The following is a 13458-nucleotide window of genomic DNA, read 5'->3' as shown; positions in this document are numbered from 1 at the left end:
GTGTGTCCACCAGTTCCCACTGGCGTCCCTGGCCTCCTGCCGCGACACACGTTTTCCCGCTTTCCGCACGCGGGTGCCTGGACCTGATAGATGCCGACGCGGGTATCACCGTGAGCGAGGCGCGTTTCTCCCAGACCCTGCTGTACTTCGACGCACCGCCGCTTCCTGGCGACGTGCCGGCGCGCCTCCCCAGCCCATTCGAGTCAGGCCCCCCGGTGCGACTGGCCCGTCTGGCCGCGGAGGCGTTGCAACAGCGACTGCGGCGCGAGCATGCGCGGTGGGAGGAGTTGTGGTGGCCCGGTGGCGGCAAGATGTTCGGAGTGCTGGTCGTCGCGGCGCCGGAAGGACGGCTGGGGTACTTGTGCGCGTTCTCCGGGATGTTGGGCGGCTCTTGGGACGTGGAGGGCTTCGTCCCGCCCGTGTTCGACCCCGTGGCGCGCGCCGCGTTCTGGCCCGAGGGTGAGGCGGAGCTGGCCGAACTGGGACGGAGGCACGCGGAGCTGACGGAGCAATGCGCACGCCTCGCCCAGGAGCCCCGAGGACGAAAGGCCGAGTTGAGGGAACTCCAATCGCGCCGGAGCGAGGTCGCGCACGAGCGGGCCGAGCGTTCCCGAGCCCTCTGGCGTCAACTGTCGCAGGGCTTCGCGGTCCCCAACGCGAGAGGCGGGCAGCGGTCCATGGCCGCGCTGTTCGCGCCGCGTCCGCCGCCGGGAGGCGCGGGAGATTGCGCCGCGCCCAAGCTGCTGGCCTGCGCGTACCGTCACGGATTCAAGCCCCTGGCGCTCGCGGAGTTCTGGTGGGGCGCGGAGCCGCTCGGAGGAGGCCGTCGGTCGGGTGCGTATTACCCGGCGTGTGACAACAAGTGCGGAACAGTGCTGCCGTTCATGCTGGAGGGCCTGGCCGTGGACCCCGCGCCCGCTTCGCCAGTCACGTCCCGCGACGAGGACGTGCTCCGCGTGCTGCACGAGGACGCGGCGTTGCTCGTGGTCGACAAGCCCCACGGCTTGCCATCGGTGCCGGGCCGGCATTCACCCACGCGCGACTCGGTGCTTGTCAGACTCCTGCCACGCTTCCCGGATCTGAGCGCCGCGCGCTTCGTCCACGAGCTGGAGTCAGAGGTGTCGGGCCTCCAGGTGATTGCCCGGGACACCGCGACCCAGTCCGCGCTCCAGCGCCAGCTCGCGCGTGGCGAAGCCGAGCACCGGCACGTCGCCTGGGTCGAAGGACTCGTCGCCGTCGAGCAGGGCCGTATCGACGTGCCCTTGCGAGGCACGACGTCAGGTGCCCTTGAAACGCTCGCGAACCCGAATCACGGCAAGCAGGCCGTGACGGAGTGGCGTGTCACGGAGCGAAGCGAGTCGCGCACACGCGTGCTGCTCTGGCCCCGGACGCGTCATGCGATGCAATTGCGCATCCATGCCGCGCATCCGTTGGGGCTGGGCCTGCCCCTCGTCGGAGACGCGCGCTTTGGCGTCGAAGACTCGCGGCTGATGCTTCACGCAGAGGGGCTCGACTTCACCCACCCTGCTTCAGGGGAGCGTCTGGACTTCTCCTCGCCCGCGCGGTTCTGACGACCAGCGCCGAGCGCACGGAAGGGCTCCCTCGAGCCGCGATAATCCGGACTGAGTCGAAGGGCAGGAGGGCAGACGAGAGGGCACACCCTTCATGGCCCCCACGCCCCTGCGTGCCAGTGAGTCGGAGGGTCACCAGCCTTAACCGGACTTTGCACGCGGCGCGGCACGGCCGGGCCGCATCGGAGGAGTCCGCTCATGGCCAGCAATCGCGGCGTCGTCTATCTGGGTCCCGGAAAGGTGGAGGTGCGCTCCATCGACTACCCGAAGATGGTGAACCCCGAGGGGAAATCCATCGAGCACGGGGTCATCCTCAAGGTGGTCTCCACCAACATCTGTGGCTCGGACCAGCACATGGTGCGCGGACGCACCACTGCGCCGAAGGGCCTGGTGCTCGGCCACGAAATCACCGGAGAAATCATCGAGAAGGGCAAGGACGTCGAGTACCTCGCCATCGGCGACCTCGTCACCGTGCCCTTCAACGTCGCCTGTGGTCGCTGTCGCACGTGTCGTGAGCAGCAGACGGGCGTGTGCCTCAACGTCAACAAGGGCCGCGCGGGCGGCGCCTACGGCTACGTGGACATGGGCGGCTGGGTGGGCGGACAGGCCGAGTACGTCATGGTCCCCTACGCGGACTTCAACCTCATCCGCTTCCCGGACAAGGCGCAGGCGCTGGAGAAGATTCTCGACCTGACCATGCTGTCGGACATCCTCCCCACGGGCTTCCATGGTGCCGTCATGGCGGGCGTCGGTGTCGGCTCCACGGTGTACGTCGCGGGTGCCGGTCCCGTGGGGCTCGCGGCGGCGGCCTCCGCGCATGTGCTGGGCGCGGCGGTGGTGATGGTGGGTGACATGAACCCGGAGCGGCTGAAGCACGCGAAGGCCTCCGGCTTCGAGCCCATCGACCTGACCAAGAGCGACAAGCTCGAGGAGCTGATTGAAGCGGTCGTCGGTGTGCCGGAGGTGGATGCCTCCGTGGACGCCGTGGGCTTCGAGGCGCGCGGCCATGGCGCCCAGGCCACCACGGAAGCTCCCGCCACGGTGCTCAACTCCCTGATGGCGATTACCCGCGCGGCGGGTGGCATCGGCATCCCCGGGCTCTACGTCACCGAGGACCCGGGCTCCAAGGACGAGGCCGCGAAGCAGGGCAACCTGCGCATGCGCTTCGGGTTGGGCTGGGCCAAGTCCCATCGGTTCTTCACGGGGCAGACGCCCGTGCTGCGCTACAACCGCCAGCTCATGCAGGCCATCCTCCACGGCCGGCTGCCCATCGCGAAGGCCGTCAACGCCACCGTCATCTCGCTCGACGACGCGCCGCGCGGCTACCACGAGTTCGACACGGGCGTGGCTCGCAAGTTCGTCATCGACCCGCATGGGATGTTGAAGAAGAAGTCCGCCTGAGTCCCGCGACCAGGGACGTCTTCCTCCACGTGGGCACGTGCGACGGCTCGCCACGTGCCCCCGGGTGAATTCCTCGTGCCCTCCACCTGCGCTGTTGCCACCGCGTGCGGGCGGGGGCACAAGGCGCGCGGCGCTCCTCGGGCGACACACGCTCGGGGACGCCGTTCGCCGGAGGCGAGATGTCCCGCACGTGGAACATGGTGGCGGCCGTGTGGTTCGCGGCCTGTGGCATTCAGGGTTGTGTTTCATCCGAAGAGGCTCAAACACCGGAGCAGGTGTCGCGCGAGGAGGCGTGGGAGGGCGAGTTGGAGGTCCGGGTGGTGGATGCGCCCTCGCTCGACGCCTCTCATGAGGAGTACGTCCTCGTCACCGGTCGCGAGCGTCACCCGGTGGTGTTCAAGGGCGACGCGCCGAAGGGCCTGCGCAGTGGCCTGCACGTGAAGCTGCGTGGACAGAAGACGGCGCGCCAGCTCGTCGCTCAATCGGTGGAGGTGGACACGCGGACCCGGTCCGCCAGCTCCACGCTGGGGACGTGTGGTGTCACCGGTGTGCAGCGCAGCCTGGTCATCATGGCGGCGTTCCCTGGCATGGCCACTCCCTCGAACACGCCGCAAGGGATGGAGGAGGCCTTCTTCTCCACCACGCGCCGCTCGCTGGCGGGGTACTGGAGCGAGGTCTCCGAGGGGCGCACCACGACGACAGGTGACGTGGTGGGCTGGTACACGCTGGACCGCGCCTATGCCTGCGAGGAGTCGGACGCGATGCGCACGGCCGCGCTCCAGGCGGCCGACGCGGACGTCGACTTCACGCAATATGACCGCATCTTCATCGTCCACCCGCGTCCGCAGGCGGGCTGCTACTACGGGGGGCTGGCCACGTTGTCCTGCGGTCAGGTCGCGACGCCGGACGGCACCGTGACGGCGTCCACCGCGTGGCTCGTCGCGCAGTCGATGAACACCCACGACAGCGCCGTGCAGCTCATCACGCACGAGGCGGGGCACAACCTGTCGCTGAACCACTCGCAGACGCGCGACTTCGGCGCGGAGCCGCTGTCGCTGCTGAACCTGGCGGGCACGCTGGACGAGTACGGCGACGTCTTCTCCACCATGGGTCGTTGGAACCTGGGCCACTACGCGGTGCCTCACAAGGCGCGCATCGGCTGGCTGGCTCCGTCCTCGGTGGTCCAGGTGGATGGCGTGGGAGGCACCTTCACGCTCGCGCCGGTGGTGGCGTCAGGCGGCGTGAAGGCCCTCAAGGTGCGAAGGGGGCAGGGCAATGACGCGTGGCTGTGGCTGGAGTACCGCCAGCAGGTGGGCAGCTACGAGTCGACGCTGCCGTCCCAGGTGTTCGGTGGCGCGCTCATCCACTACGAGGACGCGGACACGCGGGATGGCACGCACCTGCTCGACTTCACGCCGGGGACCGCGTCCTGGAGCGACCCGGCCTTGCTGCCGGGCACGACGTGGGAAGACCCGTACAGCAACCTCTCCGTGACGGTCGTCTCCGCCACCAGCACCGCGCTCACGGTGACCCTCCAGTACCGTCAGGCCGCCTGCATCCGAGCCGCGCCCGAGGTCGAGGTGACGCCCTTCGAGCCCACCGTCTGGCCTGGAAGCCGCCCCGAGGTGGAGCTGCTCATCATCAATCGTGACTCGGTGGGCTGTACCCCGAGCGTCTTCCAGCTCGCGGCCATCCTCCCGCCGGGCTGGAGCTCCGACCCGCTGCCCGCGCAGCGCACCATCGCCGCGTCGGGTTCGACGTCGCTGACGCTCCAGCTCTACACGCCGTACGCCGCGGCGCCGGGGACGTACACCACGGGCGTGGACGTCACGCGCAATGGCCATACCGTGAGGGGCACGGCCGCGCAGGAGGTCGTCGAGCGCTGTATCTCCGCGACTCCCACGCTCACGCTCTCGCCCACGGCGGTGACGGCGGCGCCGGGCACGGACGTCACCTGGACGGTGTACGTGCAGAACCACGACTCCGCTTCGTGCAATTGGGTCTGGTACGACTTCTGGAACAACGACACGACGGGCTGGGACACGAGCTGGTCTGACTGGGGCGTGAACCTGCCGCCGGGTGGCGACTTCACCTTCACGATGACGAAGGCCATTCCCGCGAATGCCCAGGGCACCCACACGGTGGGCCTGGAGCTCTTCCAGGACGAAGTCGGCATCGTGGCGAGCACCACCGCCACGGTCCACGTGGTTGAGTAGCTGAAGGGGAGGGGAGCCGGCCCGCGCTCGCGTCGAGCACCCGGCTCCTCTCGGCCAGGCGACCCATTGGCTGCTCAAGGGCTCTCAAGCCACGGCGGCGAGCCGGGTGCACGGACCCTGTTCAGTTTGCTCCTGAGGCACAGCCCGAAGGAGCCGCTCATGTCCAAGTTCCAGCGCATCACCCCGTTCCTGTGGTTCCCCGACCAGAAGCAGACGGAGGCCGCCGTCGCGCTCTACACGTCGGTCTTCCCGAACTCGCGAGTCGTCACGACGACGCGCTACAACGAGCCGAGCGCGAAGGTGAGCGGTCAGCCCCTTGGCGCGGTGATGACCCTCGAGTTCCAGCTCGACGGCCAGGACTTCGTGGCCATCAACGGAGGTCCCCACTTCAAGTTCACGGAGGCCCTGTCGTTGGTAGTGAACTGCGAGTCGCAGGCGGAGGTGGACCACTACTGGTCACGCCTGTCCGAAGGCGGTGACGAGCGCGCCCAGCAATGTGGCTGGCTCAAGGACCGCTTCGGCGTGTCGTGGCAGGTGGTGCCCACCGAGCTCGTTCGACTGCTCGCGGGCCCGGACTCGGAGAAGTCCCGCCGCGTGACGGAGGCGATGTTGAAGATGAAGAAGCTCGACCTCGACGCCCTGCGCAGGGCGGCCGGATAGCTGTCGACGCGCCCGCGAGGACTTTCGACAGAATCGTCACGGCATCCATTCGCGAGCCAGGAGACGGTGCGGCTTCGCACGATGCGCGAGGGAAATGACATGCGTGGATTGAAGCGGCCGTTCATCGGTGTGCTCGTCGCGTCCTCCTGGCTCCTGGGAGGATGCGGAGAAGTGGAACCCGCGCTGCGTGACACGGAGCTGGAGGCTTCGCTCCCCTTCACCCAGCCGCTGGCGGCCACCCAGAGCACGTCATTCCAGGACGGCGTGGCCCCGACGACGGACTACGCGGGCACCCGGGACGCGATGATTGAGGAAGAGGACTCCGACGCCAACCACGGGAGCGACACGAAGCTCTCCGCGAGCGGAGACACGCCCGCCGGCAGTGGCAACGAGAACTTCGCCCTGCTGGCGTGGGACGTGTCCGCCATTCCAGCCAACGCCGTCGTCCGCTCCGCCTCGCTCACCGTCACCGTGTCCGACAAGGCCGACCAGGACTATCAGCTGTATGCGCTGACGCGCGGTTGGACGGAGAGCCAGGTCACCTGGGAGCAGGCGGACAACAACCAGGACTGGGCCTCGAACGGCGCGGATGGGACGGGAGACAGGGACTCCACGGTGCTGGGCACGCTTCGAGCGCCCGCGACGGGCACGTACACCGTGGCGCTGAATGCCCAGGGGGTGGCGGCGGTGCAGCGGTGGGTGAGTACACCCGCGAGCAATCAGGGCCTCATCCTCGCCAACAAGGACAATGACAACCGCCTGGAGCTGCGCTCGAGCGAGTACTCGACGAAGGCGTCGCGTCCCAGGCTCACCGTGACGTGGGAGGCATCGGGGACGCCTGGAGGCGAGGTGCCCGCCTCGGGGACGTTCAAGGGCACCTGTGACGGCTCCGGTGGCGCCTGGGTGGATGGGACGCACTTCCTGAACGTGAATGACGAGTCCCAGTCCGTGCGCATCTACACGCGGAGCCAGAGCGCCACCGCGGTGAAGACCCAGGACGTGAGCGCCGCCATCGGCCTCTCGTCGTCGGACGAGGCGGACCTGGAGGACGTGGCCCGCGTGGGCAATCGCCTCTACGTGACGGGCTCGCACGCGCGCAACAAGGACGGAGAACTGGAGTCGTCGCGCTACAAGTTCTTCGCGCTGGATGTCGCGGGCACCGTGCCCTCGGTCACCCTGCAGGTGGCGGGGACGTCCTCGACGCTGCTGCGTGACTTGCTCGACGCCGCCAACTGGGATGCTCCGGACTCGGCCGTCATCACGCTGCTGAATGCGCGCTCACGGTTGGCGGAGCCCACGGTGGCCTCGCTCGCGCCAAAGCTGAACGGCACCAACGTGGAGGGGCTCGCGGCGTTGCCCTCGGGCGAACTGGCCATCGGCTTCCGCAACCCACGCGTGGGCTCCAGTGCCCTGGTGGTGACGCTGACCAATCCGGACGCCGTCCTCACGGGAGCCACTGCTCGGTTTGGTCGAGCCATCCCCCTGAATCTGGGAGGCCAGGGACTGCGAGGCATGGCGTGGTCGGAGGCCCACCAGGCGATGTTGCTCCTCAGCGGTCCACATGACGAGAGCAGTGGCCCCTTCGCCCTCTGGAAGTGGTCGGGCGACGCGAGCAGCGCGCCAGTGAAGGTGGTGGACCTGACCGCGCCGGAGAACTCCGCGCCGGAGGCCGTCATCCCCTATCCCGGCTCGCTGGATGTGCAGGTGCTCTTCGACATGGGCTCGCGCTTGATGGGGGGGACGGAGTGCAAGGACGTCGCATCCTCCAGCCAGAGCTTCAGCGACGTGTTCGTGCACGTCGACTGATTCAGGGCGCGGAAGATGCCCGGGGCGAGACTCCGGGAAGAAGAGGAGTCTCGCCCCAGGAGGGGTGTGGGGACTTCGAGGGGGGCTTCAACAGCCAGAGATGCAGATGGAATAGACGGCGGAGCAGCCCGCCAGGCATCCCAGGTTGCCGCCACATCTGCCGTTGCAACTCGACAGATTGTCGGAACACTTCTCCCTGCAGGTCTTCGTCGCGGCCGCGGAGACCTCCCTGGTCTGAGCGCTGTCCTCGGAGGGGGTGTCCAGCGTCTCGTCGGGCTCCATGGGACCACAGCCCACGGTCAACACGAGGGCCGCCATGCCTACCAACCACGCCAGGGGATTCTTCATGTTCGTGACTCCATGTCGTCGGGAGCGAGCGCTCCCGTGTGTTTGACGTCAGGTTGAAAGTCTTGGATGGATTTCGAGGGGGAAGCAGGTGGCCGTGAGTGATGAGGGCCTACCGCGGCTCCTGCTCACCGTGGGTGAGCGCGAGGAGCGCCTTGAAGGGGTCCTCCGTCCGCGCCTCTGGCGTCGGAGCGCCCGTCGGCGTGCAGATGGCGCCCGGGAAGTCGGGCATGAGGTTCACGGGGCTCTTCGGCTTCTGGGGCTCGAAGCAGCTCGTCGCGCCCGTCGGAGACGGCATGGCCGCGGATGGCTGGGTGCCCGGAGTGTCGCAGATGGGCTTGGGCAGCGTGTTGTCGACTTTGGGCTGGTTGATGAACTGCTTGATGGAGGTCGCGCTTCCAATGCTCATGGTCCTGCTCCTGTCCGAGGGGCTCTGGACGACAGCAAAGCAAGGCCGGGGCCACGACCTAAGGGCGCGAAAGGACGAGCCGGCGCGGAGCCGGTTGTAGGCCGCGGACTACAAGTCGCCGCGGGATTGCTGGCTGGAGACTGCAATCGCGCAAGCGCTCTCCGAGCCCCGCGAAACTCCTCAGCGCCCTGGGTGAGCGCTCACTTCACCAATCGCAGCACCGCTCGCACCGCGCGCTCCGTTCCGTCCACGCCTTCCAGCGCGGCGGCGAGCGCGCGGGCCCGGGCCGTGACGGCGGGCTCCAGGAGTCGGGAGAGGGCACTGGCGACGGAGGTCGCGTCGAGTGCCGAGGGAAGCACCGCGACGCCCACGCCGAGCCGCTCCACGCGACGCGCGTTCGCGAGCTGGTCCCCGCCGAAGGGAATCACCACCATGGGTCGGCCCGCGGCGAGCGCTTCCTGCACGGTGTTGTTCCCGCCATGCGTCACGACGAAGTCCACGCGCCGGAGCAAGGGCACCTGGGGCACCTGACGGAACACAAGCGTGCGAGGGCCGGCGCGAGGCTCCAGTCGGCCGAAGCTGGCGCCCGCGCTGACGACGGTGTGGACGTCATGTCGCGCCAGTCCGTCGAGGATGGCGTTGAACACGCGAGGCTGTCCGTTGAACACGGTCCCCAGCGACACGTACACATGGCGGCGCCCCGGCTGAAGGGCGCGCAGCGCGGGGTCGTCCTGGTCCGCGTCGCGGGCGCGCGGGAGGCAGGGCCCCACCATCTCCACGGGGCCCGGGAGGAGCTTCAGGCCCGGCTCCAGCTCGGGAATCGTCATCAGAAGATTGAGGTCGTCGGAGATGGGCGCGGAGAGCAGCCCTCCCCCGCGGAGCTGCACACCCAGCGCGCTCGCGTCCCGTGCGACGCGCTCATCGAACCAGCGGCCGAGCGACTGCGTCGCTGCCTCCGCGCGCGCCCAGGTCGCATCACGGGGCGCATCATCCGGAAGTCCACTGCCAAAGGGTGACGCCCCCTCCACGGGGAAGGGCAGCGCCGAGTGATAGAGCGCCGCATAGGGCCGCTGTGTCAGTCGGGCGGCGAGCAGTGCGGCCGGCATGAGGTAGTCACCGAGCACCACATCGATGTGGGCCGCCTCGATTTCCCGGGCGAGGTGGCGGGCCTGGGACTTCATCCCTGCGGTGAACAGCCGGAGCGCCAGGGCCAGCTCGTCGACGCCGCGGGCGCGCGGGATGCGGGCCCCATACCAGAGCATGGCGGGCGAGGGCTGGAGCCGGATGAGGCGCAGGCCGTCGCGCTGGATGGCGTGGGGCAGCGTCGTCGCGACGCGCAGGGGCTCGGGCCAGAGGTCGGAGAAAGGGAGGGGCGGCGCGGCCAGGGCCATCGCGACGTCGTGGCCCAGCTCGCGCAACCGTCCGCCCAGGACTCGCAAGGCGTTGGTGTGGCCCGCCGTCGGATGGGCCGCCATCAAGATGCTCGACATGGAGGACGCTTAGCACGACCTGTCGTGCCGCCTGCCCCCCGGTGTGCCTGCCCGGGTGTCACAGCGGGGGCTCCACCACTCCACGTCAGAGGGAGCCACGGTGGCTTCCCTTCGAGCTTCGAGAGGTGGGGACCATGTCCAAGGAAACGCAGTCCTTCCTGACGGTGCTGCTGTCACTCGTGCTGGTGCCGGGAGTCCTGCTCCTCGTCAGCGCGGTGACGGGAGGCGCCTTCCCGGCGGGCGTCGCGCTGCTGCTGGGGCTACCGCTGGGGCTGGGGTACGGCCTGGAGGCCGGGCTCTTGCGCATCTATCCGCTGCCCTCCGCGCAGGGCTGGGTGGAGCTCATCATCGACCTCACCTGGAGCCTGCCCAACACGCTGTTCGGCTTCATCTTCGGAAACATCGTCTATGTCTTCTTCGGCAAGCTGTCCCGCCCCGACTCGGAGGGACAGGGCTGGATTGTCTATCGAGCCAACCCGGGAGGCTCGTTCGGAAACAACGTGCTCCAGACGCTGGGCACGGTGAACCTGGGCGGCGCGGGACAACACGAGAAGATGCACCTGCTCCAGGCGCGCATCTTCGGCCCCTTCTACCTGCCCTTCGTCGCGGCCTCGTATGTCATCACGTCCCTGCTGCAACTGCTCTGGACGTGTACCCTCGGCGGGCTCCTGAAGCTGCTCGGCATGCGAGACAAGGCCTACCTCCGGCCGCCCGCGCGCTCCGCGGTGGGAGGCTTCTTCGGGTGGATCTACTACGCGACGCCCATCGAGCTGTGGGCCTACGCCACCGGCAATCCTTGAGACAGGCTGAGTCATTTTTGCCGTCTTGTCCTGCTTTGCGCGACTGATGCTAGGTTTGCTCCACCGGAAGCCCAATCATGGCCCGGTGGAGGGTGCACACGTGCGCAGCAGGAACATCCTGGGTGGGTTGTTGACGGCGGCACTGCTGACGATGGGCTGTGGTGGCATGGAGCCGGCGCTGGAGGAGGAGCAGGCCGCGCTCGACACGCGCGAGGACGCGCTGCCCTTCTGCGGCAACCAGTCCTACTGGATTGATTACTACTCCGACGCGACGTACACGAAGTGGGTCGGATACATCTCATGTGAGTGTTATCAGACCGCGTGGCTCTCCGGCCGCCGGACCAGCTTCGCGGTGACGGACTTCTCGTCCACCTGCGGCTGATGCCCCTGGCTGCTCGCGGGCCCTGCCCGATGCTCCCTGTGAGGGGCATCGGGCCGAGCCCCTGGAACTAGGGACAGATGTTGTAGCAGGAGCCCGCGCCGCGAGCCCGGCACTCCGCGGTGGAGGAGCAGCTCGAACAGTCGTAGGAGCAGTAGCCCAGCAGACCCACCGGCTCGTCAGAGAAGAGGGCAGGCGTGGCGTCCAGCGGGAGCCCGCTGCGCGCCCTCGACATGAGCAGCTTCTGCTTGTCCGCGTCGCAGGCGCTGGCGGCTGGGGTGGTGGAATCGTCCGCGACAGGTTCATCCCGAGGGAAGGTGGCGGCAATCATTCCCACCGCGACGGTCAGCGCCAGCACGAATCCAAAGGCAGGCTTCAGCGTCATTCAGAGCTCCTGGTGAAGGGAACACCGCGATGATGCATCCGAGGCCTGACTTGCTCGCATGCGTCATGGGCCGCGCTGTGCAGCTCTGAACAGCGCGGCTCGCGGGTGCGCCAGGGTCCGGGGAGTCCTCACTGCGCGGTCCTCGCGCCTCGGCGGGCACCTTGTCGCTGCTGGATGCCCCGGCGCAGCTTGGCGATGAGCACCTCGGGGCTTGCGGAGCGGACCAGGACGTCATCGGCCCCGGCCTCCAGGCTGGCGGTGAACACGCCGGCGTCTTCCTTGTCGACGATGAGGTAGACGGGAAGGTCCTCGGTGGCCGGGTTCTTCCGGAGCGCTTGCAGGAGCGAGTGCAGGTCTCCATCCGGCAACGGGTTGGCCAGGATGGCCGCCTGCGCGCCGGCGCCCACGGCCTTCTCCACGTCCGCGCGCGTCCGGGCGCGCACGGTGCTGAAGCCCTCCGCCATGAGGCGGATCTGCAGCGTCATCGCATTGGCGCCGTCCGTCTCGGCCACCACCACCCGGGGCGCCGTCTGGTCAGCCAGCGCGCTGGCCTCCAGCTCCGTGGTGAGCGCCTCCAGGACTGGGATGGGCAGGCGCGCGTCCTGGCGAAGCGCCTGGAGCGCCTGGGCCGCCCTGGCCGGCGTCGGCTGCGCGCTCTGGACCTCCTGGACGAAGCGCGCCGCGCCCAGCAGGGCCCCCGCCGCGCGTCCCACGGGAGGAGCGCGCTCCTCGCCTTCCGGCAGCACGGCGACCAGCAGCTCGGTCACCTCGGGCATGCCGCTGCTCGCGAGCACCAGGGCGCGAGCGCGCGAGGGCAGCGTGAAGCGGCGGGGTTCCTCCAGTCGCGCGGCCAGGGCCAGGGCGCAGGCCGCGGTGCCGAGCACGGCCTCGTCCACGCGCCCGGCGCCCAGCCTCACCGCGATGCGTCGCGCCAGCTTCGTCAGGAAGGGCGCCAGCGTCGCGCTGCCGCCGAGCATCGACAGCATTCCATCCAGCAGTCGCGCCTGCGTCTCGGCAAGCCGCGCCAGCGGTCCGCCCTCGCCCATCAACGCCGCGCTGTAGGAAGGCAGCAGGCGCACCTCCACCTGGGGATGCGCGGCGCGCAGCTTCTGCGCGAGACCAGCGGCGTCCGTCACAGAGTCCTCGAGCACGAGCACCAGGTCATAGCCCCCGAGCGCGAGCGCGCGTCCGGCATCGGCCGAGGGACTGGTCGCCGCCGCCAGGCCCTGCATCAACAGCAGTCGCACCACGGCCTCGCGAGGCTCGGAGGGCTCCGCCACCAGCAACACCATGCGCGCGCGCACGTCGCTCCGGGGCGGCGTCACCCGGCTCGCGGTCTCCATGGAGGCGGGAGTCCTGGTGTCCGGTGACTCGGTCGGCGTGAAGGTGTGCTCGTCGAGCACCGCGCGGCCGGTGAACTGCTCCGCGAACTGGAGCACGCGCGCGTGCCCGCCGACATCGGGCTCCTCCTCCAGCTCGATGGGGACGCGCTCCCGGGGGCGGGGCTCCTCCTCGGTGTAGAAGCGTTGGATGGCCTTGCGAATGGCCTGCTCCGTGGCGAACAGCCCCTGGACGGCGACGGCGCGCGTGGAGAACTTGAGCGCGTCGGTGACCTGCACGTCCCGAGGGTCCTGCACCGCGCAGAACAGCTCGCGTCCACGCAGTCCCATGGGGACGGCGCACAGTCGCTCGCACAGCTCGCGGGGAATCTGTTGGATGAGCTCCCTGGGCACCGGGAGGGCTTGGAGCTTCTCGTCGGTGATGTGTGGCAGGCCGGACTGCTCGGACAGCGCGCGCACGAGGTTCTCGGGCTCCAGCCAGCGCTCGTGGACGAGCAACTGGCCCAGCCTGCCGCCCTTGCGTTTCTGGAGCGCCAGGGCTTCGTCCAGGACGTGGGGCGTGAGCATGCCGCGCGTCAGCAGGATGGCGCCCAATTGCTGGCGTGTCCGGGCCGCGCGGGGGCCGGGCGGAAATGGCGCGGGGGCCAGTCGCGTGG

12 protein-coding genes are annotated in these 13458 nt (G+C 69.1%); 7 read left to right on the top strand and 5 right to left on the bottom strand.

Annotated features, from left to right (window positions below; all coding sequences use genetic code 11):
* Positions 1 to 110 precede the first annotated feature (110 nt).
* The 5 genes from FJV41_RS21920 (at position 111) to FJV41_RS21900 (ending at position 7654) form a co-directional block, all read left to right on the top strand.
* Positions 111 to 1571: an RluA family pseudouridine synthase gene (locus tag FJV41_RS21920; protein WP_141644478.1), complete on the top strand. Its 1461-nt coding sequence runs from the start codon at positions 111 to 113 to the stop codon at positions 1569 to 1571.
* A 198-nt stretch (positions 1572 to 1769) separates the two neighbouring features.
* Positions 1770 to 2972 carry a formaldehyde dehydrogenase, glutathione-independent gene (gene fdhA, locus FJV41_RS21915; protein WP_141644477.1) on the top strand — a complete coding sequence of 401 codons (1203 nt, stop codon included), beginning with the start codon at positions 1770 to 1772 and terminating at the stop codon, positions 2970 to 2972.
* Positions 2973 to 3151: 179 nt separating this feature from the next.
* Positions 3152 to 5188, top strand: coding sequence for a zinc-dependent metalloprotease family protein (locus FJV41_RS21910; RefSeq protein WP_141644476.1), 2037 nt, complete (start codon positions 3152 to 3154; stop codon positions 5186 to 5188).
* A gap of 159 nt (positions 5189 to 5347) precedes the next feature.
* A complete protein-coding gene (locus FJV41_RS21905; protein WP_141644475.1) occupies positions 5348 to 5848 on the top strand; it encodes a VOC family protein in 501 nt (166 codons plus the stop codon).
* A gap of 99 nt (positions 5849 to 5947) precedes the next feature.
* A complete protein-coding gene (locus tag FJV41_RS21900; RefSeq protein ID WP_141644474.1) occupies positions 5948 to 7654 on the top strand; it encodes a DUF3616 domain-containing protein in 1707 nt (568 codons plus the stop codon).
* Between the two features lie 87 nt (positions 7655 to 7741).
* On the opposite strand, the gene FJV41_RS21895 is transcribed toward FJV41_RS21900, so the two are convergent.
* The 3 genes from FJV41_RS21895 to FJV41_RS21885 form a co-directional block, all read right to left on the bottom strand.
* Positions 7742 to 8002, bottom strand: coding sequence for a hypothetical protein (locus FJV41_RS21895; RefSeq protein WP_141644473.1), 261 nt, complete (start codon positions 8000 to 8002; stop codon positions 7742 to 7744).
* 109 nt (positions 8003 to 8111) lie between these two features.
* Positions 8112 to 8408 carry a hypothetical protein gene (locus tag FJV41_RS21890; RefSeq protein ID WP_141644472.1) on the bottom strand — a complete coding sequence of 99 codons (297 nt, stop codon included), beginning with the start codon at positions 8406 to 8408 and terminating at the stop codon, positions 8112 to 8114.
* A 200-nt stretch (positions 8409 to 8608) separates the two neighbouring features.
* On the bottom strand, positions 8609 to 9898 hold the full coding sequence (locus FJV41_RS21885) for a nucleotide disphospho-sugar-binding domain-containing protein (RefSeq protein WP_181790828.1): 1290 nt from the start codon (positions 9896 to 9898) through the stop codon (positions 8609 to 8611).
* 134 nt (positions 9899 to 10032) lie between these two features.
* Between FJV41_RS21885 and FJV41_RS21880 the strand changes: the two genes are divergently transcribed.
* Entirely contained in the window at positions 10033 to 10698 is a 666-nt protein-coding gene (locus tag FJV41_RS21880) for a hypothetical protein (protein ID WP_141644471.1), read from the top strand.
* Positions 10699 to 10798: 100 nt separating this feature from the next.
* Positions 10799 to 11080, top strand: coding sequence for a hypothetical protein (locus FJV41_RS21875; RefSeq protein WP_246137330.1), 282 nt, complete (start codon positions 10799 to 10801; stop codon positions 11078 to 11080).
* 67 nt (positions 11081 to 11147) lie between these two features.
* Here FJV41_RS21875 and FJV41_RS21870 read toward each other — a convergent pair whose 3' ends face one another.
* Together FJV41_RS21870 and FJV41_RS21865 are read right to left on the bottom strand one after the other, a co-directional pair.
* Positions 11148 to 11462 carry a hypothetical protein gene (locus FJV41_RS21870; protein WP_141644470.1) on the bottom strand — a complete coding sequence of 105 codons (315 nt, stop codon included), beginning with the start codon at positions 11460 to 11462 and terminating at the stop codon, positions 11148 to 11150.
* Positions 11463 to 11590: 128 nt separating this feature from the next.
* The coding region (locus FJV41_RS21865; RefSeq protein ID WP_497812662.1) for a response regulator at positions 11591 to 13458 on the bottom strand (1868 nt) is incomplete at its 5' end.

The sequence above is a fragment of the Myxococcus llanfairpwllgwyngyllgogerychwyrndrobwllllantysiliogogogochensis genome (genome assembly GCF_006636215.1).
Lineage (GTDB): Bacteria > Myxococcota > Myxococcia > Myxococcales > Myxococcaceae > Myxococcus > Myxococcus llanfairpwllgwyngyllgogerychwyrndrobwllllantysiliogogogochensis.
The sequence above is the reverse complement of the archived record's forward strand: the minus strand, read 5'-3'. Positions and strand labels throughout refer to the sequence as shown.

Bases quoted from the DNA above. Each gene is read 5' to 3' on its own strand.
- FJV41_RS21880 (WP_141644471.1), top strand. From the start codon at position 10,033: ATGTCCAAGGAAACGCAGTCCTTCCTGACGGTGCTGCTGTCACTCGTG.
- FJV41_RS21895 (WP_141644473.1), bottom strand. From the start codon at position 8,002: ATGAAGAATCCCCTGGCGTGGTTGGTAGGCATGGCGGCCCTCGTGTTG.
- fdhA (WP_141644477.1), top strand. From the start codon at position 1,770: ATGGCCAGCAATCGCGGCGTCGTCTATCTGGGTCCCGGAAAGGTGGAG.
- FJV41_RS21905 (WP_141644475.1), top strand. From the start codon at position 5,348: ATGTCCAAGTTCCAGCGCATCACCCCGTTCCTGTGGTTCCCCGACCAG.
- FJV41_RS21900 (WP_141644474.1), top strand. From the start codon at position 5,948: ATGCGTGGATTGAAGCGGCCGTTCATCGGTGTGCTCGTCGCGTCCTCC.
- FJV41_RS21890 (WP_141644472.1), bottom strand. From the start codon at position 8,408: ATGAGCATTGGAAGCGCGACCTCCATCAAGCAGTTCATCAACCAGCCC.
- FJV41_RS21910 (WP_141644476.1), top strand. From the start codon at position 3,152: ATGTCCCGCACGTGGAACATGGTGGCGGCCGTGTGGTTCGCGGCCTGT.
- FJV41_RS21885 (WP_181790828.1), bottom strand. From the start codon at position 9,898: ATGTCGAGCATCTTGATGGCGGCCCATCCGACGGCGGGCCACACCAAC.
- FJV41_RS21870 (WP_141644470.1), bottom strand. From the start codon at position 11,462: ATGACGCTGAAGCCTGCCTTTGGATTCGTGCTGGCGCTGACCGTCGCG.